Source organism: Butyrivibrio sp. AE2032 (genome assembly GCF_000702965.1).
In genome coordinates this window covers 1,609,855-1,635,008 of sequence record NZ_JNLF01000005.1, presented here as the reverse complement: position 1 = coordinate 1,635,008, position 25,154 = coordinate 1,609,855, and the positions used below count along the sequence as shown (strand labels likewise).

Sequence of the window (25,154 nt, the reverse complement as noted above, 5' to 3'; positions counted from 1 at the left end):
AACGGAAGATTATCGATGCACATGTAATAGACACCTAATAACTATAGTAATATTTTCTTTCCATAAGAGCTTTATTACATTGGTTGACGCGAGTCGACCAATATTGTATATTGGTAAGCAAAAGTAGACCAATGTGGAGGAAAGATTACAAATGCGTTTAACTGATTCTGAATGGAAGATAGTCAATTGTCTTTGGAAAAAGCCTATGACATTAATGGAGCTTACCAGAGCTCTGTTTGCTAAGACCGGCTGGTCAAAGCAGACAATCATAACATTGCTTAATCGTATGGTTGAAAAAGGGATTGTTTCCTATGTGCAAGAGGGACGAACCAAGTGGTTCAGTGCTGCGATAGATAGAACTGAAGCTGAACTGGAAGAGACAACATCTTTTCTGGATAAAGTATATGAAGGCAATATAGGTCTGCTTATTTCCAATCTAAAGTGTTCAGACAAACTTACAAAAGAGCAGTTAGAGGAGCTTCGAAGGATAATCGAAGAGGATTAATATGTTGCGCTATATCATTGGCATTACGATATTAACAATCGGCATAATTATTGTGCGGGTTTTGTCGAACGGAAAAATACTCCGAAAGTATCAGTATGCTTTTTGGATTGCTATTCCGCTCTATATGATTCTGATGCCCTTTGTAAAGATAGATGTTCCTGTAGCAGAGATTTGGAACAATATTTTCACCTCAAAAACTGAAACTGCATCATATGAAGTTACAGATGATGCATCCCCTATGGTCATAGAGGATGGGCTGCAGATAGACAACGAAGTTCATGAAACTCAAACAGTTGTACCGGTCGATCTTCAAAAAGAACAGGAGAATGATCGTGAACCTGAGCAGATGCCGGTTAATCATGCGAGGGTATCAAATGTAAAAACAAATGTATCGAAAAAGATAGAAACCATACTGAAAAAATGTAGTTATTGTGTTTCAGCTATTCTTGTAGTTGCTCTTATAGTGTACAATTCCGGCTTTATTCTGTATTGCAGACGAAAAAGAAAATATATCGGCAGAGATTCTTCAAGCGGACTCAGGATTTATAGTATCAATCATAAAGGAACACCGTTTCTTCTGTTTAACAAAATCTATATAGATAATGATTCAATAAATAACGAATATGTAATTTGTCATGAAGCTTGTCACTATAAACACGGTGATCATTTGTGGGTGCTTATCAGATATCTTGTTCTCTTCCTTAATTGGTATAACCCAATAATCTGGATAGCTTTTATTCTTTCCGGCCGGGATTGTGAATATGCATGCGATGAAGAAGTGTTGAAAGCATATGGAGTCGATTCTTCTAAAGATTATGCAAGAACACTGGTTGGACTACCACAACAACAGTCAAATACAGCTGTTTTTATCCTGTCAACCGGAATGAGAGGCGGATATAAGATGATGAAGAAGAGAATAATAAATTTAAAGAGACCGGCAAATAACAGCCGTAAGGCCTTTGCATTAAGCATGGCTGCCATACTGTTATTTACAAGCTGTTCTTTTGTTAATACATCTGAAAATGCCAGAAAGATCAAGGCGGATGATCCGTGGTTTAACACCAATATTATTGAAGTTGATACCGGTGTTGAAGCTGGAAGGAATACCATTTGGCCGAATTCTTACTATGCTGGTTCGGACGAGAATTATTATGTTGTCTTGTCGAGCGGAAAATACGAGGTTCCTAATGATGAACTTGAAGGATTGAGCTGGGAAGAACAAGAAGATAAGTATGGATATTGTCTGATTTCTGTTGTTGAACGCAAAACTAACCAAACCATAAACATTATTGATGTAAAAAAAGATTTTTCCGATATTAATACTGAATCACGTATTGATGATGTCTATTATTTAGACGGAAAGATAACCGTAAAGACCGAATCTAAAGAGCGGGATTATGATCCGTTAACCGGCAAGCTTTTGGAAACGCGGGATAGAGGAGAAGCTACCGAAGCCTTTTTTTCGAGTTTTTATAAGATTGGAGAGTATGATGTTGAGTTAATTATGTACCATCCGCAAAACATGCGGGAACATGCCGACATCAATGTCAAAACTCCTGACGGAAAAACCCATACTACTGAAATTAAAGTAGAGAATAAGGATGTATATGTATATGCTGTGCTGGAACTCAATGACACAAAAGTGTTGCTTCCGGCCACGATAAATGATTATGAATACGCTTTTTATGAGTTGGATCTTTCCACTAACGAATTGATCAAAGCAGATCCCAAAGAATATGCATGGATGGAAGAGGCAGCATTCTCCTGGTGCAAACTGGGATCTGATGGGATGGTTTATTATCCGACTCAATATGGGATTTCAAGAATAAATGCAGAGACTAAAACATTAGAGGAAGTATTTAGATATGATTGGTGTGGACTCAATAGAGGTCTCATGGGGTTTGCTAGTTTTAAACTGATTGAGTGCTCGGAAAATCATTTTGTTCTCTTTGGGATGTATGATTCATCAAATATATATTCCGGAAAGAAAGCAGATAAGATACATTTAATTGAACTTGACAGAGCAGATAAAAATCCTAATGCAGGGAAAACTGTACTTGAGTTATTTGATCCGGAAGGTGGATGGGTTGATGTAAATACCGGTAAGGCGATCTCTGTGTTCAATGAGACCAATAGTAAATACTTCATAGAAGTTACTGACCGTTATAATCGTGGGGATTATTTTGATTACTCTTCAGGCGATGAAAACAACGATGACACTTGGGAACTTGCAAGGATCAACGGTCGTGCTGAGTTCAGTAATCAACTTGCTGTAGATATTATGAATAACGAAGGCCCTGACATTTTGATGAATGTCAGTGGTTATGGACAACTAAATAATTCGAACTATCTTGCCGATCTTACGCCGTATGTTAGAAACGATATTGATAAATACTATGAAAACATAATTGAAGGTTCAAAAACCGACGGAGCAATTTATCAGCTTCCTATCAGTTTTGCGCTGGAAGGAATACTGACTAAAACAGAGAATGTCGGGAGTTCCGGAAAAGGTTTTACATTTGAAGAATATGAAAAGTTCGTAGATGAGGTTGCTAATGGAAGCGATCCGATATTTTTAGGACAGGCAACTTACTTTTCTAAGCTTTTTGGCAGTATGAATGATAAGTTCATCGTTAATGGGAAGGTTGATCTGTCAGGACCTGAATTTGCACAAATGGCTGATTATGTCAAAGACAATGTCAGAGAAGAAGGGACATCTTGGAATGCTCAGTATACTGAAAGAGTTCCGGGAGCTTCATATACAGAATACTGTTATGGAATAGGAGGATACTTCACTTCTGGAATGAGTATAGCTCCTTGGGGTAATGGTGTTACGTTAGCCGGTATTCCTTCGATTGACGGAAGAGGCCCGAGATTTAAGCCTGTTTGCTCGGTTGCTATTTCTGCTCAGGCTGATAATGTTGATGCTTGTGGTGAATTTGTAAAGATCCTGCTATCAGAAGACGTTCAGACAGACATAGCGATGAATGATTGTTTTGTAATCAACAGAGAGGCATTCAGAAAAGCAGGAGACGCAGCTATTGATTATTACAATAATGGTGGCAGTACTTTTTCGGGCGGAAATGGTGGCTGCAGTGGCGGTTTGGGAAGGCAGTTTTCAATAGCGGATGTTGATTTTGTAGAAGGAATAATACTCAGTTGTTCAAGATCTTGTTCTGAAGATGCTTCTATAAGCATTATCTTGATTGAAGAAATGCCTGCATATTTTCTTGGTCAGAAGGATTTGGATGCAGTAATTAAGATAGCTCAAAACAGGATACAGAAGGTTTTGGATGAACGGGGATAGTTTTGAAACATGAACTTTATAGTAGGATGAAAAAATCCACTATATAGAGCGTTTGTGGAGTCTTCAAAATGAAAAGAAAAATGACTTTGAAGATTGTAACTCATTTTTTGATCGGTGTATTGGTCATACCTTATATTTGTGGATGTACGAAAAAAACAAGTTATGATCCGTCACGGATAATACAGGAAAATACTCCTTGGTTTCAGTGTGAAAACCATGTCTGTTCTCTCAGTTATAAGGATTCATCAGTTGAATATGTCGATCCTGAATGTATAGTGTTTCGCAAGTATTCAGAGAATAGTGCAAGCAATAAGTTGATTTATTCAGATAACGATAATGATGAAACGGTCATCGATTTTTCTCAATGGTCTGAGGGAAATGAGCAATTTAACATAAATTGTTATTTCCGGGTTGGAGATGATGTTTATGTAACTGTAAGCTCAACCCAAAAGGGAGTTAATAGCAACAGTGCATATAAGATCGACCATAAAAAAGCATCTTTAGAATATATCAGTGATTTTAAGAATGTTGAAGAAGAATCATACTATGTCGATAAAGTCATATTCTTGAATAATAACTACTATAGTCATATTTTCTATTTAGATAATTACATTTACAAAGAAGCATTTTGCATTTTTGACAGTGATTTTAATCTTATTCATGAGATGAGAATCAATAATCATATAATGGCATGGTCTTTAAATAACAATTCTCAAATAATTGCTGTTGAGAAGGATTTGAGTAATCCTGTTGAGTCATTCTATTACTCTGCGGTCTTGAACCTTGAGACTGGCACGGAAACCAGAACCGCCGCTGAATCTGGAAAATTCGAAATGAGCCATTTGGGATACACATCAACAGACGGGTTCTGCTATAAAAAGAACGAGGATATGACTATAACAAAGCTGAATCTGGAAACCGGAGAAGAATCCTTGGTTTTGGATTTCAATAATAGTTCAATAAATCTTTTTGAAATGCAGTGCAGTTCATTGCGTTTTTGCAGTGACGACAAATGCATATTGTTGAAGGATACAGTTTACCCAAGCGAATCACCAAATTGGAAAATTAACACATTATCAAAGGTCGAGAATAATCCTCATGTAGGAAAACAGATTTTGTATGTAGCACCGAGCTGGAAACTTGGCTCAATGGCTGCTAGTGCTATTGAACAGATAAATACGACCAACCAAGACATATATGTTTATGTAACTATGAAATACAGCACTCTTACTTTTGCTGAGTATGAAAAATCTGATGACAGTACAATCAGTAAATATAATAGAGATATAGCTTTAATAAATAAACTAAAATTGGATATTAGGAATGGATCCGGTCCGGATATCTTACTTGATTTTGCTAAGTATTCTGCCCTGAATAATGAGAGTTATCTTTATGATCTGTTTAAAACTATTAATGAAAAAGACAAATTCAACAGAGCCGAGTACTTTGATAATATATTTGATGCATATGTCAAAGATAATAAACTGTTTCAAATGCCTGTAAGTGCTTGTATCGGTGGCATATATGCGAATGATGATGCTGTTGACGATTCGCGTTTGGGTTTTACTTATTCCGAATATGAGAATGCGGTATCATCTGAATGTGATGGAATTGATCCATTTGAATTCGATTGTGGACGTGACACCTGTTTTTCAATAATGATCAGATGTAATTATGATGAATTATATGACAGCGAACAGCATTTTAACGCAAATAATTCTTCATTCCGGAATATATGCGAATATGTTCGGGATATGAGAGAAGAACCTAAAGCAGATAGTTCAAAAGGGACAATGCAGTTCGTAGAGTTTAATCGGATACATTTTGATCTATCAAGGATGTTGATCAATGAGAATAAGCAGTTGTTTGGAATGCCGTCAACAGATGGATCCCAGGGACCAATTGTATTTGCTTTGGAAAGCATAGGAATATGTACTTGTACAAATCAATTTGATAGTGCTTTTGAGTTTGTTAAGTGTATCTTGAGCTATGATGTTCAGATTCAGAATGTTGTATATAATCCTGTAAACCGGGCAGCGTTTTCACATTATGCTGACGATGCAATTGTCTATAGTAATGCTCAGATTAAAGAGAGATATGGAAAAGCAGATTATAACGATACTTCTATCATAGATGAGTATATAAGTTATATCTGCTCGGCAAACACTTGCTATATGTCAGATGACTATTCTCTTTTGATAATGAATGAAGAGCTTCAGCCATACTATCTTCATCAAAAAGAATTGGATGATGTTATTCCGATAATCGAGAGCAGAGTAAATAAAATAACCGCAGAACAGCAATAAAAGTTAGTTTGTTGATTGTATTTTTGTTTTAATGATATCAATAAGTGAATAATCAAGCTGGTTCGTATGATGGACAAAAGCAATCTGCAGTTATAAATGAATTAGCAGAATAATTCAGTTATATTCTTATATTCCTTAATTTTTGCCAAGAAATCGTTCCCTATCCGTCAATTTGTAGAGTATTCTAATCATATTGATTTCAAGACCTAATATGATGGTGCATTTGATGAAAAGACTCATTCTTAAACTGTGTTCTTTGATAATGATAATGTCAGTTGCATTATCTATTGCTTCGTGTGGGAAGTCCAATGGTAACAAACGTGATGCAGAGATAATTGCTGAGGATTCACCATGGTTTGAAAGCGAAGTTATAAAAGTTGATCTGGGAATAGATACAAGCAAAGAACTTTCGTCGTATGAAGCAAAGATGACCGGTTTTGACGATAAGTATATGGTCATCCTTTTTACAGGAACTTATTGGTCTCAGAGTGACAAAGATGCAGGAGAACCATTTGCCAATATATCTGTTTTAGACAGAGAAACAAAAGAAGTCAAAAGGTTCGGTCTGGCAGATTCGCTCGGTGAGAATGATTATGTTAATGATGGTACCTATAAAGACGGAAAACTCACGTTGCAAGTAAATACCTATGATCCGAAAACATATTCTGTAAGTGTTGTAGATAAAGATGTTGACATAGTAACAGGCGAAATCCTTGAAACCAGAAAACATAATAACAGTGAAAACACCTATTCTGTTAATTCATATGAAATTGGCGATTATAGTGTTAAGGCGGACTTGAAGGGCATGGACACCAACCCTAAAGTGGTTCTAGCTTGGAGTTCTTCTGCCGGTGATAAGAATCAAGTGGAAATTAAAGGTGACAATAATATCTTATATGGTGTTCCTGTTATCTTTCCGATAAAAGATACACGGATTCTGGTTCCGGTTTATTCTGAAAGGGATACTCTTTTCTATGAGCTCGATCTTAAGGAAGGAACCTTGAATGATCTTGATGCTAAAGATTATGAATGGCTCCGATTAGAAGAAATAGGGACAACATTTACAGGAACTGATGGAAGGACCTACTATACAAAGAACAACGGAAAAGAAATTTCGTGCATTAACTTTGATAATAAGACAATAGATACGTTCCTTGATTTCAATTGGTGTGATGTGGATTTAAATGTTCTGTCACAGCTTAATATGATAGAAAACGATGGAAAATCAGTTGCTCTTGCAGGTTCTGTGGAGGGTCGCTTCAGATTATCGACGGACAACACCCCGTCAGTATTAGATTATTATGTTGTCGAATTGACAAAGGCAGAGAAGAATCCGCATGCAGGTAAGACTGTCTTAAGTCTATATATGGCTAATGAAACAGGATTCGATGAAGTGGCGGATGCAATACTGGATTTTAATAACTCAAACACGGAGTATTTTATAAAAATAACGGATAAATACAGTAAGGATCACACGGCCATGCGCGAGGCTAAAAGTAATGAGGAATACAGATTAGCCAGCCTTAACAGCGATAATGACATGAGTAATCAGCTGACTATGGATATTATCAATGGTACCGGTCCGGATATTTATGTTAACACCAGTAATCTTGGCGTTCTGAATAACGATAACTATCTGGTTGATCTTTCGTCTTATTTCAAGTATCTTGATTCTTCGAAATTCTTTACCAATATTGTTGAGGCTTCTAAAGTAGATGACAAGCTTTATCAGCTGCCGGTTTGCTATAGGATTGAGGGAATTGAAACAAAGAGCGAGCTTGTCGGAACCTCAGGTGTTGGTTTCACGCTGGAAGAGTATAAAGAGTTTGTACAAGGTCCTCTGAATGGTAACGATATCATTCGTACAGGACAGGCATTTTACTTTACGAAGCTTTTCAATAACATGAGCGACAAGTTCATAATAAATGGGAAGGCAGATTTCTCTTGTCCGGAATTTACTGAACTTGCCTCTTACGTAAATGATAATGTTCAAGATAAGCGGATATCAGAAGATGATGCGAATGAATCATCCGATACGTTAATTGCCGGTATTACTACGTGTTATGGAATAAGCGCATACTTTGGCGAATTAGCAGAGTTTAATGGTGATTTTACAATCGTTGGTCTGCCGTCTTATGATGGACGTGGTCCGCAATTTGATGCTTGGGTCTCAGTTGCGGTTTCTGCTCAATCAACAGATGTTAACGCTTGTGCTGAATTTGCAAAATTGCTCCTGTCTGATGATATACAGACCGGTTTTGCCGAGCAGGAATATTTGGTCTTAAACCGTGAAGCTTTCAGAAATGTCGGGTTAGCAGCTGTTGAGTATTATAACGGCGCGGGAGTAAGACGACTTGCAAGTCAGGGTTATCCTATAACAGAGAACAGATTTGTGTATTCCACGAAAGATATTGATGACCTTGAAAAGATAATTCTTAGTTGCTCGGGTATGAAGGCGGAAGATTCAGCTATAAGCATCATACTAATTGAAGAAATGCCGGCATACTTCACCGGTCAGAAGGATCTTGATTCAGTAATCACGATATCTCAGGATAGAGCACAGAAGGTTCTGGATGAACGGGGATAGTGTTATGAATAAAGCATATATGAGGATTGTCTTGATAAAATATTATAGAAAGAAGAGTGTAAACGAATGGGATCAACAGCAAACAGAATAATAAATTTACGCATTTACAGAAAGGCAATCGTAAGATCTCATTATTATGCGGATGCAAGAGCCATAACTGTATATGTGGATGATCAACATATAGCAGATCTGAACCCGGGGTATTTAGTAGTCGTGGGAATAACTCCGGGTACACATAAGATGGTTATAAAAGCCCCCGGATTTTTAATGGCTCAGGTAACAAAGGAATTCACCGTTGATGCGAACACTACGGATGTTTATGTTGCTTTCAGGGGACGTCTGGGTAAGTATGTTGACCCGGTGATATTCGATCCATATCAGTATAATGCCGCGGAACTGTCACGCTTAACGGAAAGAACAACTAAGATCACCATCCGCAGTGAAGATCTTTCTCTTAAGGGTAACATCTGGTATTCAGTGGCTGTTGATGACCAGCCGATCGGCACCATTGACGGAAATCATTTAAGCCTGGTATCTGCAATTGCAAAAGGAAAACACAAGATATCCTTTGAATCTGTACATGAAGTTGATTATGCATGTATTGATGTAAAGGAAGGTTGTGACAGTCTGTATGCATTCAATAATGGTAAAGGCAAACAGTATAACGACCAGAGATTTTGTTGTCCCGGCAAACTGTAATAAAGTCAGCATCTTCATAGAAGATGTTGATCAGATCTGTTCAATAGTTACAGAGTGAAAAGGAAGCAAATATATTGGGAGTTGCATTACCAAGGCGAGACATTGGTACATGTTATAATTCTTGTTGAGGGGCAGCCCTCAGAACACATGAAATGGCAGATTATTTCAAAAGGGGGATATCACATATGTATGAAAAGCTAAGCTCCTGGCTTGATGGTGTTTTTGACAGAAGCATACCTGATGGAGTGGTATCTGTTTGTTTCAATCTGTATGAGGATGGAGACAACAGCTGGTCTTTGGAAGTGGTAGGATGTTCTTCTTTTGACAACGATGATCCTGATTGGGCTTGTGACGAAGTAACGGATTTTGAAACCAGAGATGAACCCTTTACCTGGACGGAAGACGCTATTTGGGAGAAGGTTCTGTTTGATGTCACAAAGCTTTTGTATCAATACATTCAGGAAGGTAAAGCATCCGGGTATCTGAATTCCCTTGATGGTGTTGCCGTAGGATTTGCTGATGGCGATCTGAACATTCTTGTTGAGAAAGAATGATCAGTGCATAAACCCGGCAGTTTGTTGAACTTATAGGATAAGTAAAGGAAGGATAGATCCATAGCAGACAGGAAATACTTATATACGGAAAGGGCGCACTATATGTGTCCGAATATGCACTTCGGCATCATGGCTGAGATCATGGCGGAGTTTGATGCAAACGGGATCATTGAGAGCATAGGTGTTCTCAGATCAGCTCATCCGCTTATGAGAAGTCTGATAGCTGAGGAGCAGGGAAGTTCCAAGATTTATTATGAGGAGCATCCGGAACTTGAGATCCCGGTAACGGTAAAAGATGCAGACGATAACTGGCAGACTGATTATGAGGCGGTATCTAAAGCCGGGTGGAATGTTCAAAAGGAAGCGCTGCTCAAGGTCTTTGCTTATCCTTCCGGGAGCGGAACGAGAGTCCTGTTTATAACTCATCATCTTCTTTGTGACGGAAGAGGACTTCTTCAGCTGGTGCAGGAGTTTGCGGATCATTATGCGAACGGTGTCGGGCCGCATTACGTTGACGAGAAGCTTATGGAAAGTCTTGATGATCTTCCGGACGGCAGTGACCTGGGGTTTATCAGCAAGGTGCTGATCGGGGATTCCAATAAGAAGTGGCGTAAAGAAGGTCATAAGGTCAGTTACGACGAGTATCTTAAGTTTGAGCGTGATCATGATTCAAAACAGAATATAAAGCGTGAGATAAAGAGTGTTGACGGAGAAGAACTCGATACTCTACTTGGTTTATGCAGGGAAAACGGGGTATCGCTCAACGACTATCTTGTTGCAAAGATGATGATCGATGAGGGTACGGATAAAGTGGTCATAGCTTCCGACATAAGGAATAAGATCAAAAACTATAAGGAAGGTGCTCTTGGAAACTATGCTACTGCATTCGGAGTGGTGGTTAAGAAGAGAGGTTCCGGGATCATGGAACTTGCCAAGGCTGTAGACCGTGAAGTCAGGAGCATCATAAGCAAGCCCGAAAAAGAGATGCTCGTTCTCTCGTGCTATTTCAATATGGATCCTGAACTTCTCGATGCCGTAGCAATATCGACTCTCGGAGGTTTTGAGAGCAAGGCCGGCAGATTTGTCGGCAGTAAGATGTTCGGCTATGAAAAGCGTGACGGTCATTGTATCACGAACCTTGGCAGGGCAGAGAGCAGCGTCATAAGAGAGGGTGTATTCATTCCGCCGGCATCTCCCGCAAACAGGAAGGCATGGGGCGTTCTGACGATAAACAAGAAGATGAGGATCTGCTCGATAGAAAGCTGATATCAGAACAGAAAAATGCATACAATATTCTTCGACTTCAAGGCGAAAAGCGAAAGTAAGGGGTTGCACCGGCATTTTGATGCAACCCCTTATAAATCTCATTCTGAATATGTGTTATTCGACTGTTACCGGAGTCGTAAGGGTATACTGGTATATTCCGTCTGCTTCCAAAGTACTGTAAGTAGAAGGGCGTTTAGCGCTATCACCATCACTGTGGTCACGGATATAGTCACTTACGGCTGCGCACAGATCCGCATCATCGATCCAAACGATTATAACAACGTCACAGTCTTCATCGATCTTGTTATCGTTACCCTTGGACAGGATCTGGATCTGTCTTACCGAGTATAATGATAACTGGTCCTCGGCCCAGGTAATTGTCCACAGATTTCCTTCAAATGATGTTTTCGGAGCAACTGAAAATCTGTTTGTATAACTCTCGATCGTCTCGCCGGATTTGATCTTGCTTGCCTTCAGTATGTTTTCTGCGATCTCAGCGGCACTCTTTCCGGCAAAATTTACCGAAATATCACCTGATGCTGAATTGGTCTTGTTCTCGGTTGAAGCTGTTTCCGACGTTTCGCTTTCGGACTGTACCGCTTCAGTAACGTTATCCGTGCCTACGGATCCCGTACCGCCTGCGCATGCGCTGAGGCCAAGCATTACTGCGCCTGCGAGGGCTGCACTGATTATTTTTTTCATAGTTTAATCCTCCTGTTTTTCCGCAATTAGAACTGTTAATTTTCCATTGCCTATATCCTCAGCCGCCTATTTTAACCCAATAAGATCTCATTTCTACCTTTGACACGTAACTGTTACAATAGTGCCGCAAAATCGGGGTGATCATGATCCGGACAGATATCCTCGTTTTGAAATGTTCTTTATGCCGGAGTTGTTTTACCCGGGTGTTATACTTATCTTGTCTGTGGGAGTTATCCCTGATACAGAGATCGTCCGTTAAGAGCAACAGGAGCAGAGGCTGATAATAGTGGACATTGTTTTGCTGGCAATATGCCTGTCACGTTCAGTCAAACTGAAAGATACGAAGAGCCGGAACATGTCGATCGCATCATTGGTTGCTGTTATAGTTTCCGGAATAATCTGCATAATTGTTGAGTGTATTATGATTTTATCCACCAGGGGCAGCAGTCTCGGGTAGCATAAGGTATTTGGCTTTTATATTAACGAGATTTGTTTGGTGTTTGCTTTTCGCAAACGCCTTTTTTCCTGTACGATGAATACCGCTGTAACCATTTCGATGTAAAAATCTACTTATAGGGAAAGAGCGAAAGGAGGTGACGGTAAGTTGGACGATAAAGAGATAATCGATCTGTTTTTCGAGAGGGATGAAAACGCGATCAGAGAGACGATGAACAGTTATAACGGACGGCTTCTCAGATTTGCGATGCGTTTCCTTTCGGACAGCAGAGATGCGGAGGAATGTGTCAACGATGCATATGCCCGCGCCTGGGATACCATCCCGCCGAATCGTCCCGACAATCTGTTTGCTTACCTTGCTTCGCTCTGCCGTAATTCTGCGTTGGATGTCATAAAGAAAAACACCGCGCAAAAACGCTCGGCACAGCTCGTGGAACTGACTCAGGAGATGAATGAGTGCATTCCCGACAGCAGCAGTATCACTGACGATCGCAGTGACGAACTTGCGGAGTGCATCAACGGATATCTTGCCACACTTCCGAGGAACAAGCGCGCGGTTTTTATCGGACGGTACTGGTACAACGAGAAAATATCGGACATCGCAAAGCGGACGGGATTCTCTCAGAGCAAGGTCAAGATAATGCTCTACCGCATGAGAGAGGAACTGAGGAACTACATCGAGAGAAAGGAAGGCTCATTATGAAAGAACAGGAATACATGAAGATAACAGGCGGGATCGACGAGCGTTTTGTCAACGAGTACCCGGCAAATAGCGGAAGGAAGGTTACGAGTCTTAAGAAAAGAGCAACCATCGGTATCATCGTTGCAGCAGCCATGGCAATAGTGATCCCTGCAGGCGTATTTGCTTTTACGCAGCTTACCCACCGCGAGAAAGTAAGCGTCTACTACACAGAGGAAGGTGTGCAAAAGCTTGAAGAGAACATGCTCGCGAACGGATATACCGTCGAAAACGGAAAGATCAGGCTGACTGTGGACGTGGAGATGTGTGACGGGAATTTCATCCAGGGCGTCTATACGCTTACAGCGCTGACTGACGACGCGAAGGAACACATTAATACAATGACCACTCAGACCAAACTCGTGTACGCTGATACCGGCGAGTGTATATATCCTGTCGGCGGCGGTTCCGAAGGCGGTTTCGGACCTGCAATGGACGATGATGAGGTCTCGATAACGTTCCTGTATCCGGTGAATAACGCGTATATCGACGGCTCCCGTACAAAGAGACTGGTGTTCTTCGAATATGCCGAAACAGGCGAGTCAGACGGTTACGGAGACATTGTCGTTGAAGACTACACATACTACGAAGGAATTTATTTCGATCTGATGGACGAGGTAAATGTTCCGACCAAGACGCTCCGTTCCGCTGACGGTACCGAGATAGTAGTTTCTCCATACGGTGTCAGCCAGCTGGACGAAAACTGGGCTTACCCCGAGAACGAATCATTAACCGAGATGTCGATAGACAGCTTTAACGTTATCTCTGCTGACGGCGAGGTCATAGATATCCTGTCGCTTCCTTCTGAGGGCAGGGTCTACGGACTGTCTTTTCACGGCGAGCCTGGCAGCGGCAACTTCTCCTACGGATTCGGAATCGTTCTTAATGTAGGCGGCATAAGCAGTGTCGAGATCAACGGCGTGACTTTTACGGAGTGAGGGTTGTTACTGATACTGATTGACAGATCGGGCTGCCTCAAAAGTGAATGCTTTTGGGGCAGTTTTTTGTTATAGGGAGAGTGCGGCTTTGGATGATCAGCGATGTGTTGCTGCAGCTGCCTGATTGTCAGCAGAGGTATCGAAATTGAAGGGTTTTCCTGAATTTCGATACCATTTACTTCTCCGCAAGTATCGTAATTGAAGATTTTTTCCTGTAAACGATATCTTAGCTTTACTGAAAGTATCGTAAATGACAACTTTTTCCCGAAAACGATATCTTGCAAAGTCGACTGATATCGTTTTTGAAGACTTTTTCCCGAAAACGATATCTTGCAAAGTCAGCTGATATCGTTTTTGAAGACTATTTCCCGAAAACGATACCTTGCAATGGCGATTTTATCCCAAACCGTGAATTATTGCCTCCGTGGGATAATTTTCAGAGGTGAAATTATCCCAAAAGTTCAAATTTGCTTCACTTGGGATAATTTCCGGTCCGTATTTTATCCCAAACTGCGAGAAATCCTCATCTTGGGATAATTTCGAGCTCAGAATTTATCCCAAAGTCCCGAAAAATGTCTCCATGGGATAATTCGGGGCAAAGTCAGCTGATATCGTTTTGAAGTCTTTTACTAAATCCCGATCTTCTCGAGATAATCACTTTGGGATAATTTTGCCTTCATTTTTTATCCCAATCCTTACAAAAACCTCTTCCCGGGATAATTTCTGTCCGGCTTTTTATCCCAAACTGCCCGAAATACGTTTGCCGGGATAAATTAATCTTTTTGAGTACCCCGGTCAGCCGGCAGACAAATTTATTTTATGAAACAATTCAAGACACTTATCGCAGCAGGCCTTGCCGGCGCTGTTATCCTTGCATCGGCAGGTTGCGCCAACGGCAAGCCGGGCACGCAGCCTTCGGATACTGCGGCGTCCGGCACAGAGACAAAAGCGTCAGAAACGGCAACTGAATCAACGGGATCCGAGACGGAAGAATCAACAGAAGCAGTTATCTCAACCCATAAGGTGGAAGGGGAAACCCTTTACAGAGACGGTGAAGCAACCCGTTATGCAGGGGGTGCCAGGGGTAATATCTTATCAGTTGTGGTTATCACCAGCGGGTCTTATCTACATCACTGAGTCCCAGTTCTATGACATGGTCGATTGCTTCGATCTCGATACGCTTACGAGAGAGTACTTCCCGGCCGAATAAGAACTGAAGTTATCTACAGACGAACCAATGCTGAGAAGAAGTGTTCAGAAGCACTTCTTCTCATGCGTCTGTTTACAGTTGGCGAGGTTTGCGCACTTGTAGCAGACCTCGTTGGGGCATGTGTCTGAGATGAAGAACTCGCGGATGTTTGCGAGTGTGGTGTCCGCAATGTTCTTGAGCGCCTCTTCCGTCAGGAAAGCCTGGTGTGAAGTGACGATGACGTTAGGCATCGAGATGAGCCTGGCGAGTGTGTCGTCGTTTACGATGTGACCGGAATAGTCGTGGAAGAACACGTTCGATTCCTCTTCATAAACGTCGAGGCATGCGGCTCCGATCTTGCGCTGTTTGATGCCTTCGAGCAGGGCCTCCGAATCGATCAGCGCGCCTCGCGATGTGTTGATAAGGACAACGCCTTTCTTCATTTTCGCGATGGTGTCTCTGTTTACCATGTGGCGGTTTTCCTCTGTCAGCGGGCAGTGGAACGATATGATGTCACTCTTTTCCCAAAGCTCGTCGAGATCAACGTATTCGATTCCCGAATCAGCCGCGGGGAACTTGTCATATGCGATTATGTTCATTCCGAATCCGCGGCAGATGTCTATAAAGATGCGGCCGATCTTGCCCGTGCCGATAACGCCGACGGTCTTCCCGTGAAGGTCAAAACCTGTCAGTCCGTTCAGACTGAAGTTGAAATCCTTGGTGCGGATATAAGCTTTGTGGATCCTCCTTATTGATGTCAAAAGGAGCGCCATCGCATGCTCGGCTACCGCATAAGGGGAGTAGGCGGGGACACGTACGACGTGGACTTTTCCGTAAGCATATTCGACATCTACGTTGTTATAACCGGCGCATCTTAATGCAACGAGTTTCACACCGAGTCTTTCAAGCTGGTCAATGACGTCTCTGTTGATGTCGTCGTTTACGAAGACGCATACGACATCGTGGCCTTCAGCCAGTTTTACCGTGTCAGAAGTGAGTCTTGTTTCGAAGAATGTGATGTCGTAGCCGGCATCTTTGTTTGACTCTGTGAACGACTGTCTGTCATAGTCTTTGGCATCGAAAAAAGCGATCCTGAGTTTATCCATATTTATACCTCCCCGCGAAAACATTTTTCCGTTTTCCTCTATTCTATTACTGTTTTGCGGCAAGGGTTAACCGTTTTAACCTGCCGCGAGATCTTCGAGATAATTCCTGAGCACCGGCTTCGGCATGGCGCCCGTGATCATGTCGACCACCCTGCCGTCTTTGATGAAGACAAAGCTCGGTATGCTCTGAACGCCGAATCTTGCTGCCAGACCGCTTTCCTCATCAACATTGATCTTGCCGATCTTTACTCTTCCGTCGTAGTCTTTTGCGAACTGACTGACGACCGGTGACATCATGCGGCAGGGACCGCACCACTCCGCATAAAAATCTATCATGACCGGCAGATCACTCTTCATTACCTCATCAGCGAAATTGTTCTCATTAAATCTGTATTCCATTTTGAACCTCCTTCTATATTTGGGTTTGCCTTTGATACTTCAAGTATATCTGGTATAATTTCCGTATCAAGTACGCAGATTATATTGACCTGGTACGGAAATCCTTACCGGGGTCACAGCAGAGGAGAATAAATATGAGCAAAAAAGAAGTCTTATGTGAGGATATCGCGGGAAAGGGCTGCGGATTAAAGCGCGTCCTGGACATAATAGGCGGCAAGTGGAAGATCCTCATCCTCTGCCTGATCGATCAGAAGGAAGTCGTAAGATACGGCGAACTCAGAAGAGAGATCTACGGCATCACGAACACCATGCTCGCCACATCGTTAAAGGAAATGGAAACTGACGGCCTGGTCCTCCGCACGCAGTACGACGAGATGCCGGTCCGTGTCGAATACAGACTCACGGACAAAGCGAAGAGCATCATCCCGATCCTTTTGGAACTGAAGAAGTGGGGAGAGGAAAACATTCAGTAGCAGATCAGAAGGAAACTATCCTCTCTCGTCCAGCACTTTCTGCACCCTGTTCTGGGCTATGGAAATAACCTTCGACAGGTCTTTCTGGCCAAGGAAATACGCTGGCATTTCCTCAATCAGTATTATGCTTATGGCGGAGTCCTCGTTGGACATGCATGAGCAGCTCCCGATGACTTTTTCGATCTTTTCGATGTCCTTTTCAGAGTATTTTTCGCCTTCCACATAGACCCCCGAGCCGTTTGCAAACCGGTTTCCGCCGTTGTTGTAATATTCGATCGCAGCCTTGCCGGCATTACGGAATGCGCTGCGGTTGATGACGAAATTATCATTCATTGCCAGCTCGGTCTGTATCTCGTCTGACAAAAGGATCCTGACGAACTCACCACATGCGTCGATGTCCGTGGCCTGCGCGGATATTGCGACTGAACACTGTGAGGTGAACATCGGGCCCCGTCCGTCGAGGGAAGGGATGCCGAGTATTACCGGGTCCTTGATGAAAGATGTTTTGCTGCCCAGAAATCCGCCTATCCCGTAGCAGGGTTCATACATCGCATAGTTATATACTTCCCACGGGATGTCGTTGTACGAAGAGGCTTCCTCCGGGACGTTTTCCTTTACGTATTCCGCAAGCTCGGCAAACTCGGGCCCTGTGAGGTCGGCCCTTCCGTCCTTTATGAACTTGTCCCTCATGGTGTTGAACAGCTTGGCGAAATAGACGGCCTGGCCAGAAACGATGAGATCGGTGCCGTTAAGTGAGTCTTTCACGAACCTGTTGTATTCCTCAAGCGTGAAGCCCGTGCCTGAGCTGCCGGCTTCACTCGAATCCGTGTATATGCCTTCGATTATGAAGCTTACGGGCAGCTGATAGATGGCGTCGTTCATCTTTGCGCCCTCGATTATGTTGTCGAAATACGTACCCGGTTCGGACTTGCCGATGTAGGGAGTCAGATCCGCGAGGTAATCGGGATTATTGAGCTGGCCGTATTTGCTCGTGTTTATCAGGATGTCAGGCCCTTCGCCGTTTAATATGTCCGTGGCAAGAGCGTTGCTCAGCCCCGTTGCTGTATTAAGATAATAAATATCCATGTCGTCTTTATCCATGTGACGGAAGTCGGCGGTGGAATCGTTGTATGAGGCATCGTTATAACGGTCTGCTGTCTCGATAAAGTATTTTTTGTTTGTCTCATTGAATCTCGTGATCGCTTCTCCGACATCCTCTTCGATCCACGGCGCGTACAGCTCGAGGATGATCTTTCCGGCGTGGGGATTCTTTTCGGCTCTTTTAAGTTCGATGATCTCAAAATCGCTTCTCCCGCCGTCGTAAAGCGACGGGTGTTCTGACTGGCCGACGAGGATGATGGAATCTTCCGAACATTCGGCGAGCTCGAGATTTTCGATAATGCCTCTGTTTATGCCGCACCAGCCGTAATCGAAGATCTGCTCGTTGGTCTTTTTGCCGGCGTCGATCCTGTAGATTCCGTCGGATGCAGTGTAATAGACAAGCCCGTCGGAGCCCGTAAACGAGATCCCGAGGTTGTCCATGTCGAGCCATTCGTAATCTTTTAGATCCGCACCTGTCAGCTCGCAGGTCGTAAGATCGAGCTCATATACCTTGTATCCTTTACCGGTATCGACGGGAACCGCAGCCGTCGTATCGTTTATGGCGAGGACTGCCTGTATGTAGATTGTCGAATCCATCTCCTTAAGCTCTATCGTTTCGGTCTTTCCGTCGGGAGTCTTGATGTTCAGATTGCTGCCGATGTTGCCGTAATCATCGAAATTCTTTTCGACGTCTACCACATAGTCTCCGACCTTAAAGTACTGTGAGATGGCGCCATAGCTGCCGTTTACCGAACGAGTGTCCAAAAGTTCTCCCGTCAGCGGGTCGTAATCCCTCTCTTTGGACGTGGTCTTTACGGTGACCTTTCCGTTCATGTAAGACGCGGTATCGACATGTTCGAATGAGGTCAGGCCCTTATCGATGCCGTTTGTCAGGTTGATGGTGTTTACCACGGAATCCGTGTCCCTGTCGATCACGGCAATGACGGCGAAATTTGCCTCGTTGTAATTATATGTGTCCCAGTCTATCTCATTCCGGGGAGGTTCCCTGTAACGTCCCTGCGTAAAGACGACGAGCAGTTTTTCATCCGATCCGGCGAAATGCTGATAGCAGTATTCGACCTCTTTGTCTGGATCTGCCCCTGAGTCGATGGTAATGGTTCCTGCCTCAAACCAGGGGGTGTCTTCAGATATCTTCCTTATCTCGCGCGAACTGTTTCCGGGCTTTTCTCCGCACGATGCGGCAGACAGCGCCACGGATAACACGAGTGCGGCTGATACGGCCTTTATAAATGCATTTCTCATACTGTTCCTATATCTCCCGGCACAGATGCCTTTCCGCCCGTAAAAGCGGTATTCCCATACCGTCATTATATACGACAGGGGAGATATCGGATATCAGATGTGAGGTTAAAACAGCACCCGCGCCGCGATTGCGGGGGATCTCACGGATCTGGTATGTGCTTATCCTCTTAATGTGAAGTTCCCGTCCAGTCTCGCGTATGCCAGCACGTTTCCGCTGTTGCCGTCAACGTCGGCATCAAGTCCCTTGTAGATGGTGTCGAGATTATTGCTGCCGCTGTCGAAGCCGAACCTTACGTTGCCGGGCTCGTTCTTCAGCGCGAAAACGAAGACCGTATATGTATGCGGATCGTTCTTCGGAGGGTAGGGACCGACATACTGCGCGCCGCGTTCGCCTCTGCCAATAGTGCCTGACGCTAGGGAAGTTTCGGAAGTGAAGACGTCCATGTGGAGCCATCCGCCGTCGATCATTATGACAACGTACTGCGTGGCGCCGTCGACAGCGTCCCAGGTGAGTTCGGGTGATATGTTTTCGCCAACGCCGGTGTTGGATATCTTATTGTCCCAGACACCGTTAATGAGGTCTGAAGAAGTGACGCTGAATGTCGGAAGATCTTCAAAAGAAACGACTGTTATGTATGTGCTCGACTGCCTTATGAGGTAGTCTTTCATCTCGCATTTCGAGACATTGGCAGGCACGTTTATTATGCCTTCACCACCGTCGACATTCGCCGTTATCTTTGCAGATCCGTCGGGATCAACGTCGGCGCTTATTATCTTTACGTCAAACACGTTGAACTTTGTGCCGTTGCAGTCGAAGAGCGCGTCCGCAGTCGTATTGAGCTTTACGGCCATCTTGGACGTGCCGTCGCCGTTGACCACTCTCTCAGCCGTTATGTCTTTCGCATCCGTGCTGAAATGCAGATACAGAGCCGCCTTTACGCCCTTGAGCGAACTGTCGAGTCCCGAGAAGAGCGTCGTTGCGTCATCGGAGGTTATCTTCCATACGGAATCGCTGATATCAAAATCGTCTGCAAGTCTCATGCCGGAGATGACCTCGCTCGCAGCTTTCCATTCGCCGTTTGGCTCATCCTGAAGATAGGTCGTCTCCATGTCGATGACACTGGGGAACATGCCTTCAGCGACGTTTACGGTCTTTGTCTCTGTCTTTAACTGTGATTCAAAAGCAGTGGGGGCAGGTGAAGAGCCGCATCCGCAGAGCGCTATGGCTGCTGTGAGTATGAGTGCTGCCGGTGTAAGTATCTTTTTCATGCCTGATTTCCTCCAAAGAGATTGTAATTAGATGTTACATTCTTTGGACGGCCGGAGTTAGGAATATCGGCACATATCAAGGTAATATCAGCACAGTTCCTTCATCTTCTTCTGATATTCTGATGCGGACATGCCGGTGTTCTTCTTGAATACTTTCGAGAAATAACTTACATCCTTATAGCCGCATTCATTGCATACCTCACTGACCGAGAGGTCGAAAAACTGAAGGAGCCTCTTGGCATGGTTTATCCTGAGCTGTGTGAGATAGGCCATGCAGGACATGGACATCTCCCTGTTGAATGCATCGTTCAGAGTATTCTTGTTGACGCGGAATTCCTTAAGGATGGTGGCAAGCGTTATGTCCTCGTCCAGATGATCCCACAGGTATCTTGTAACCTTCGCGACCAGCGGATCCTTATAGATCTCATCCTGGCGGTAGTTCCTGTAGAAATCGGCAGTGACCATGAAGAGCAGGGAGATGATGAAATACCTGACACGGAGTATCCAGAAACTGTCCGGCTGCTCCAGGAGGTCATATCTGACGCTGGCGACCATCCTGTTTACCGCGTCATATTCCTGCGGCATCAGGGAATAGTAGATGATGTCTCTGGAATGCCTGTTAAACTCCATCATGAGAAGTGCATCCTGATAGAGAGACTCTTTATAGCAGCTCTCAAACTGTGCGGCGCCGTCGAGTGCCTGCAGGAAGCGCTCCTGGGGATCCATCCCGCCGCAGTCCTTTACGGCACTTAAGAACTTCTCGTATCTGCCTGACCTTAATGCTTCGAAGGTGAATTCCTCTCTTATGAACGTCGGTTTGAAGTATATGGTGCGCGAAATGACATCGCTTTCGGAGACGACCTTGAAGTCTGCTCTCTCATTCAGGATAATGGAGGCCGGCGCGGTTATGGTGCAGTATTCACCGTTGTCATCAATGACAAATGAACCTGTCCTGACCAGGACCATCTTGTAGGTGCCGGGATCGTTAAGGTATTTGGAAAATCCCTTCGTCTGTTCGTAGAAAACATCTACTGAAAAGTCCATACCCGGACGCCTGCTCCCGGTCTTCAGTTCCATATTTCCTCCGCCTTTTTTATATGTATCATACCCCTGCGAGGAACTCTTTTACATACCCTGCGAAAAGCTCCGGCGTCTCGTAGTGCGGCGTGTGTCCGCCTCCTTCGATCGCGACATATTCCTTGCGGGGAGCCGTAATGTCATCGCAGTATTTTTCGACGAGCGCAAAGTTGCACACATAATCGCAGTCGCCCGAGATAAATAGGACAGGCACGTCATACGTCAGCCCGTGTTCATAGATGTCGTAAGCGAAAACGGTATCCATCAGGTTTTTCTCGAGGAGATAGAAGTTCTTGAGATCCATCTGCTTTATTACCCACCTGATGTCGTCTGTCCCGGCATAAGGCGAGAAAACAGCGAGCATGGTCGTGTCTGCGGTGTTCTTTGCCGGATGGTATTTGGCCGTCGCCCGGCGCAGCGCCATGTAATCCGTGAGCGTGCTGCCGTTAAGGTACTGCGTGCGAGCTTCCTCGATGGGGGAGGTGTCCTCACCGTTTGCCGAAGCGGCGCGGATCGCGTCCTCATATGAGAGCGTGTCAGACTCCTTTGCGTTTACGAACTGTCCGATGCCGATATAAGCAGAGACTTTGTCTTTATGTTCTCGTATATATTCCGTGCCGACAACGGTGCCGTAGGAGTGGCACATCAGGATCACCTTGTCTTTGCCGAACCTGTTAAGGATGTAATCGACGAGTTCGTCGGTATCGCTCAGTGCGGTCTCAAAATCAACGGTTTTGTTATCGGGATCTTCTCCTGCATTTCTGAAGTAAGTCCTGCCGCAGCCGCGCTGATCCCAGCAGACGAACGTGTAGTCGTCTATAAGCGGATCCGTGTAGACATTTGCAATAGGTGAATCCGGACCCGCCGGACCGCCGTGAATGTACAGGATGACAGGATTGTTTATGTCGCGCCCTCTTATGAGCAGATACTGCTCCTGGCCTCCGATGGGAACGTATACAGCTTCGTTTATGCCCTTGGACGTGTCTATGTAGTTTCTGAACCAGCTGACGTTGCGTACCGCTATCACCGCGATCGTCACCGCGAGAAATGCGGACACGGGTATGAGTATCAGCACCTTAAAAACGGTCAGCGCCCTGTTCTTTTTCTTCTTCGGCACCACCTCGTTGCGGTGCATTATGTGTATCCCGATGTGACCGGCCGAGAGTATCAGCGTGCTCACGATCAGGAATATGTTGCTGCCGTAGAGCCCTAAACAGAAGAACGCGATGCAGGGCAGGGAAGCGCCCGCCACGGGGAAGCCCGCGAAGGACGAGTACATGTCGGCCATTGTTTTCGGGCTCCTGAAATACCTTACCCAGTAGAGCTCGTAGAGGACCATCAGAATGAAAGATGCGATGAGCCAGACAGACCACACCGTGAAAGGCCTGATGTTGAAGTCCGAAAAGATAAGCACGAGCACCATGTTCCCGGCCTCGCCGATCCTTTCGAGGATCCCCAGAAACTTATTCTCGTTGCCGACGTATCTGTCGTAATCTTTGGGTTTGTTTTTCGCCCATATGAAGTTGGGTATGAGGAGCATTGCGATATATATCAAGCCCACATACGAAAAACCGAAATGTACCATTTGATCTCCCTTTTCCCTTAGTTGTACGCCTGATAGACTCTTATGGTCTCGTCCGTATATACGGCTCTTATTTCTCTTTGCGGTCTTTCCATTCCTTTTTCCCCTTGTTTGTTGGTGTAAAGATAATAACCCTGAAGATGACCGTCCCGCAACAAGGTATCGAAATAAGGAAAACCCCGCGTTTCAGGAACTTACCGGAAAACGCGGGGTCTGTGAATCCTTGAAAACCGTCCAAAGCCGGGAATTACTTCCTTTTAACTCCCTCACCGTAGATGGTCGTCCAGTCGTTCTTCATGGAGACGGGAACCCATCCGTACTCGTCGCAGAGGTCCTTCATCTTGTCCGCTTTGGAGACGTTGCCGTTCTCGCGCTCGGTGTCATCGCAGCAGAGCATGAAGGCGAGGCTCTTGTAAGGATTGTTGCTCGTTACGAATTCGGCCATTGCGGCATCGCCCGTGCTGTTGCCGAAAGAGAGGACGGGCTGGACGCCGATCTCTTCCATGATGACCGTGACCTTGTTCGTGTTCAGGTTCTTGATGATGAATTCGCCGCCGAGGACGAGCTTATCCTGATCGGTGAATGTGTATTCCTCGCCGTCGGTATCGCCCTGGCCCGTTGCCACGAGGGTCTCGTCGGAGCCGATGAGCTGGTTCCTCGGGATGTCGACGGAATCCTTTATGAGGCCTCTGACGATGAGACGGTCTGTTCCGCTTACGATGTAGACCTTAAAGTCGTTTGCCTGAAGATAATCGATAACCTCGAGCATGGGTTTGTAGTAGGCCTCACCCCTGGTCATGCCTTCGTAGCCGGGTGCGGGCTGTTTCTTGAATTCGGCGACGTAATTTTCAAACTCTTCGATCGTCATGCCTGCGAATGCGGAAGCAACGGCCTGTCCGTGCTCGACCATGGATACCTTGACGGTCTTGTCGCCTTCGCACAGCGCCTTGATGCGCTTAGCAACGTCCTTCTCGAAAGCAGATGCCTTGTCCTTGTAGTCAGGGTCTTCGAGCACGCGGTACATCAGTATGCAGTGGTCGAAATAATAAGGATCCGTCTCACAGAGGATCGTGCCGTCCATGTCAAAGACCGCGATCCTGTTTTCGACGGGGATATAGTCGGGGCTGCTCTCATCCGTGACAGTGTCGATATATGAGATCAGAGCCTCACGGGCTTCGCTTCCCTCAGTCCATAAAGACAGCGGGTCGATCTCGACGGCTGCTGATGTCTCGGCTGTTTCGGAAGCCTCGGCTGTCTCTCCGGCTTCGCTTGCATCCGCTGTCACATCCGCAGTCTCTTCGCTCTCATCCGCTATGCTCTCTGATACAGGTGCTTCCGTAACATCCACGTTTACGGCAGCATTCCCGAATAATCCCGAATCCCTGCAGATGACAACGATAAGTCCCACTATCGCTATCAGGGCAACTGCCGATGCCGTCGCAGCCGCCGCTTTCCAATTCCTTGCCTGTTTGACCTGATCGCTCATATAAGCCTCCAAATAATTCTTGATAAGACTATTCTATTGTTCTTAAGATGTGTATCAATCCGAATAAAGCAAACATTCCGTTTCTAATGTGTTACTTGGAGTCAGCAAAAAACGCGCAAAGCAGCGCAACAGGAAAATTCCTGCCATCAA

Annotated in this window: 19 protein-coding genes; 11 read left to right on the top strand and 8 right to left on the bottom strand. The window is 44.5% G+C overall.

What is annotated here, in order from left to right:
- Positions 1–151 precede the first annotated feature (151 nt).
- From BO18_RS24850 to BO18_RS24820, 7 genes are all read left to right on the top strand, one after another.
- Positions 152–505: a BlaI/MecI/CopY family transcriptional regulator gene (locus tag BO18_RS24850; protein WP_034450386.1), complete on the top strand. Its 354-nt coding sequence runs from the start codon at positions 152–154 to the stop codon at positions 503–505.
- 1 nt (position 506) lies between these two features.
- On the top strand, positions 507–3,812 hold the full coding sequence (locus BO18_RS24845; RefSeq protein ID WP_034450384.1) for a M56 family metallopeptidase: 3,306 nt from the start codon (positions 507–509) through the stop codon (positions 3,810–3,812).
- A gap of 68 nt (positions 3,813–3,880) precedes the next feature.
- The gene (locus BO18_RS24840) at positions 3,881–6,118 is read left to right on the top strand and encodes a hypothetical protein (protein WP_034450381.1); all 2,238 of its coding nucleotides are present in this window, start codon (positions 3,881–3,883) and stop codon (positions 6,116–6,118) included.
- A 268-nt stretch (positions 6,119–6,386) separates the two neighbouring features.
- A complete protein-coding gene (locus BO18_RS24835) occupies positions 6,387–8,705 on the top strand; it encodes an extracellular solute-binding protein (RefSeq protein WP_185752570.1) in 2,319 nt (772 codons plus the stop codon).
- A gap of 66 nt (positions 8,706–8,771) precedes the next feature.
- Positions 8,772–9,404: a hypothetical protein gene (locus BO18_RS24830; RefSeq protein ID WP_034450377.1), complete on the top strand. Its 633-nt coding sequence runs from the start codon at positions 8,772–8,774 to the stop codon at positions 9,402–9,404.
- A 185-nt stretch (positions 9,405–9,589) separates the two neighbouring features.
- Positions 9,590–9,958, top strand: a complete 369-nt coding sequence (locus tag BO18_RS24825) for a hypothetical protein (RefSeq protein ID WP_034450374.1) — start codon at positions 9,590–9,592, stop codon at positions 9,956–9,958.
- Positions 9,959–10,060: 102 nt separating this feature from the next.
- The gene (locus BO18_RS24820; protein ID WP_034450372.1) at positions 10,061–11,224 is read left to right on the top strand and encodes a hypothetical protein; all 1,164 of its coding nucleotides are present in this window, start codon (positions 10,061–10,063) and stop codon (positions 11,222–11,224) included.
- 114 nt (positions 11,225–11,338) lie between these two features.
- Here BO18_RS24820 and BO18_RS24815 read toward each other — a convergent pair whose 3' ends face one another.
- Entirely contained in the window at positions 11,339–11,926 is a 588-nt protein-coding gene (locus BO18_RS24815) for a hypothetical protein (protein WP_034450371.1), read from the bottom strand.
- Between the two features lie 604 nt (positions 11,927–12,530).
- Between BO18_RS24815 and BO18_RS24810 the strand changes: the two genes are divergently transcribed.
- From BO18_RS24810 to BO18_RS24800, 3 genes are all read left to right on the top strand, one after another.
- Positions 12,531–13,085 (top strand): RNA polymerase sigma factor, encoded by a 555-nt coding sequence (locus BO18_RS24810; RefSeq protein WP_034450368.1) that lies wholly within the window; start codon positions 12,531–12,533, stop codon positions 13,083–13,085.
- Positions 13,082–14,059 (top strand): hypothetical protein, encoded by a 978-nt coding sequence (locus tag BO18_RS24805; RefSeq protein ID WP_034450365.1) that lies wholly within the window; start codon positions 13,082–13,084, stop codon positions 14,057–14,059. Before BO18_RS24810 ends, BO18_RS24805 begins: the two co-directional genes overlap by 4 nt.
- Before the next feature lie 819 nt (positions 14,060–14,878).
- Positions 14,879–15,196, top strand: coding sequence for a hypothetical protein (locus BO18_RS24800; protein ID WP_034450363.1), 318 nt, complete (start codon positions 14,879–14,881; stop codon positions 15,194–15,196).
- 117 nt (positions 15,197–15,313) lie between these two features.
- On the opposite strand, the gene BO18_RS24795 is transcribed toward BO18_RS24800, so the two are convergent.
- Together BO18_RS24795 and trxA are read right to left on the bottom strand one after the other, a co-directional pair.
- Positions 15,314–16,354, bottom strand: a complete 1,041-nt coding sequence (locus tag BO18_RS24795; RefSeq protein ID WP_034450361.1) for a 2-hydroxyacid dehydrogenase — start codon at positions 16,352–16,354, stop codon at positions 15,314–15,316.
- Between the two features lie 75 nt (positions 16,355–16,429).
- Complete coding sequence (trxA, locus tag BO18_RS24790) at positions 16,430–16,753, bottom strand: thioredoxin (protein WP_034450359.1); 324 nt, start codon at positions 16,751–16,753, stop codon at positions 16,430–16,432.
- A 134-nt stretch (positions 16,754–16,887) separates the two neighbouring features.
- Between trxA and BO18_RS24785 the strand changes: the two genes are divergently transcribed.
- Complete coding sequence (locus tag BO18_RS24785) at positions 16,888–17,226, top strand: winged helix-turn-helix transcriptional regulator (protein WP_034450357.1); 339 nt, start codon at positions 16,888–16,890, stop codon at positions 17,224–17,226.
- Positions 17,227–17,241: 15 nt separating this feature from the next.
- Here BO18_RS24785 and BO18_RS24780 read toward each other — a convergent pair whose 3' ends face one another.
- The 5 genes from BO18_RS24780 to BO18_RS24760 form a co-directional block, all read right to left on the bottom strand.
- A complete protein-coding gene (locus tag BO18_RS24780) occupies positions 17,242–19,590 on the bottom strand; it encodes a hypothetical protein (RefSeq protein ID WP_034450355.1) in 2,349 nt (782 codons plus the stop codon).
- Between the two features lie 159 nt (positions 19,591–19,749).
- Positions 19,750–20,859 carry a YbhB/YbcL family Raf kinase inhibitor-like protein gene (locus tag BO18_RS24775; RefSeq protein WP_034450353.1) on the bottom strand — a complete coding sequence of 370 codons (1,110 nt, stop codon included), beginning with the start codon at positions 20,857–20,859 and terminating at the stop codon, positions 19,750–19,752.
- An 87-nt stretch (positions 20,860–20,946) separates the two neighbouring features.
- Positions 20,947–21,936 carry a helix-turn-helix domain-containing protein gene (locus tag BO18_RS24770; protein ID WP_034450352.1) on the bottom strand — a complete coding sequence of 330 codons (990 nt, stop codon included), beginning with the start codon at positions 21,934–21,936 and terminating at the stop codon, positions 20,947–20,949.
- A 25-nt stretch (positions 21,937–21,961) separates the two neighbouring features.
- Complete coding sequence (locus tag BO18_RS35090) at positions 21,962–23,521, bottom strand: alpha/beta fold hydrolase (protein WP_066738443.1); 1,560 nt, start codon at positions 23,519–23,521, stop codon at positions 21,962–21,964.
- 244 nt (positions 23,522–23,765) lie between these two features.
- Positions 23,766–25,004 carry an HAD family hydrolase gene (locus BO18_RS24760; RefSeq protein WP_051689135.1) on the bottom strand — a complete coding sequence of 413 codons (1,239 nt, stop codon included), beginning with the start codon at positions 25,002–25,004 and terminating at the stop codon, positions 23,766–23,768.
- Positions 25,005–25,154: the final 150 nt, after the last annotated feature.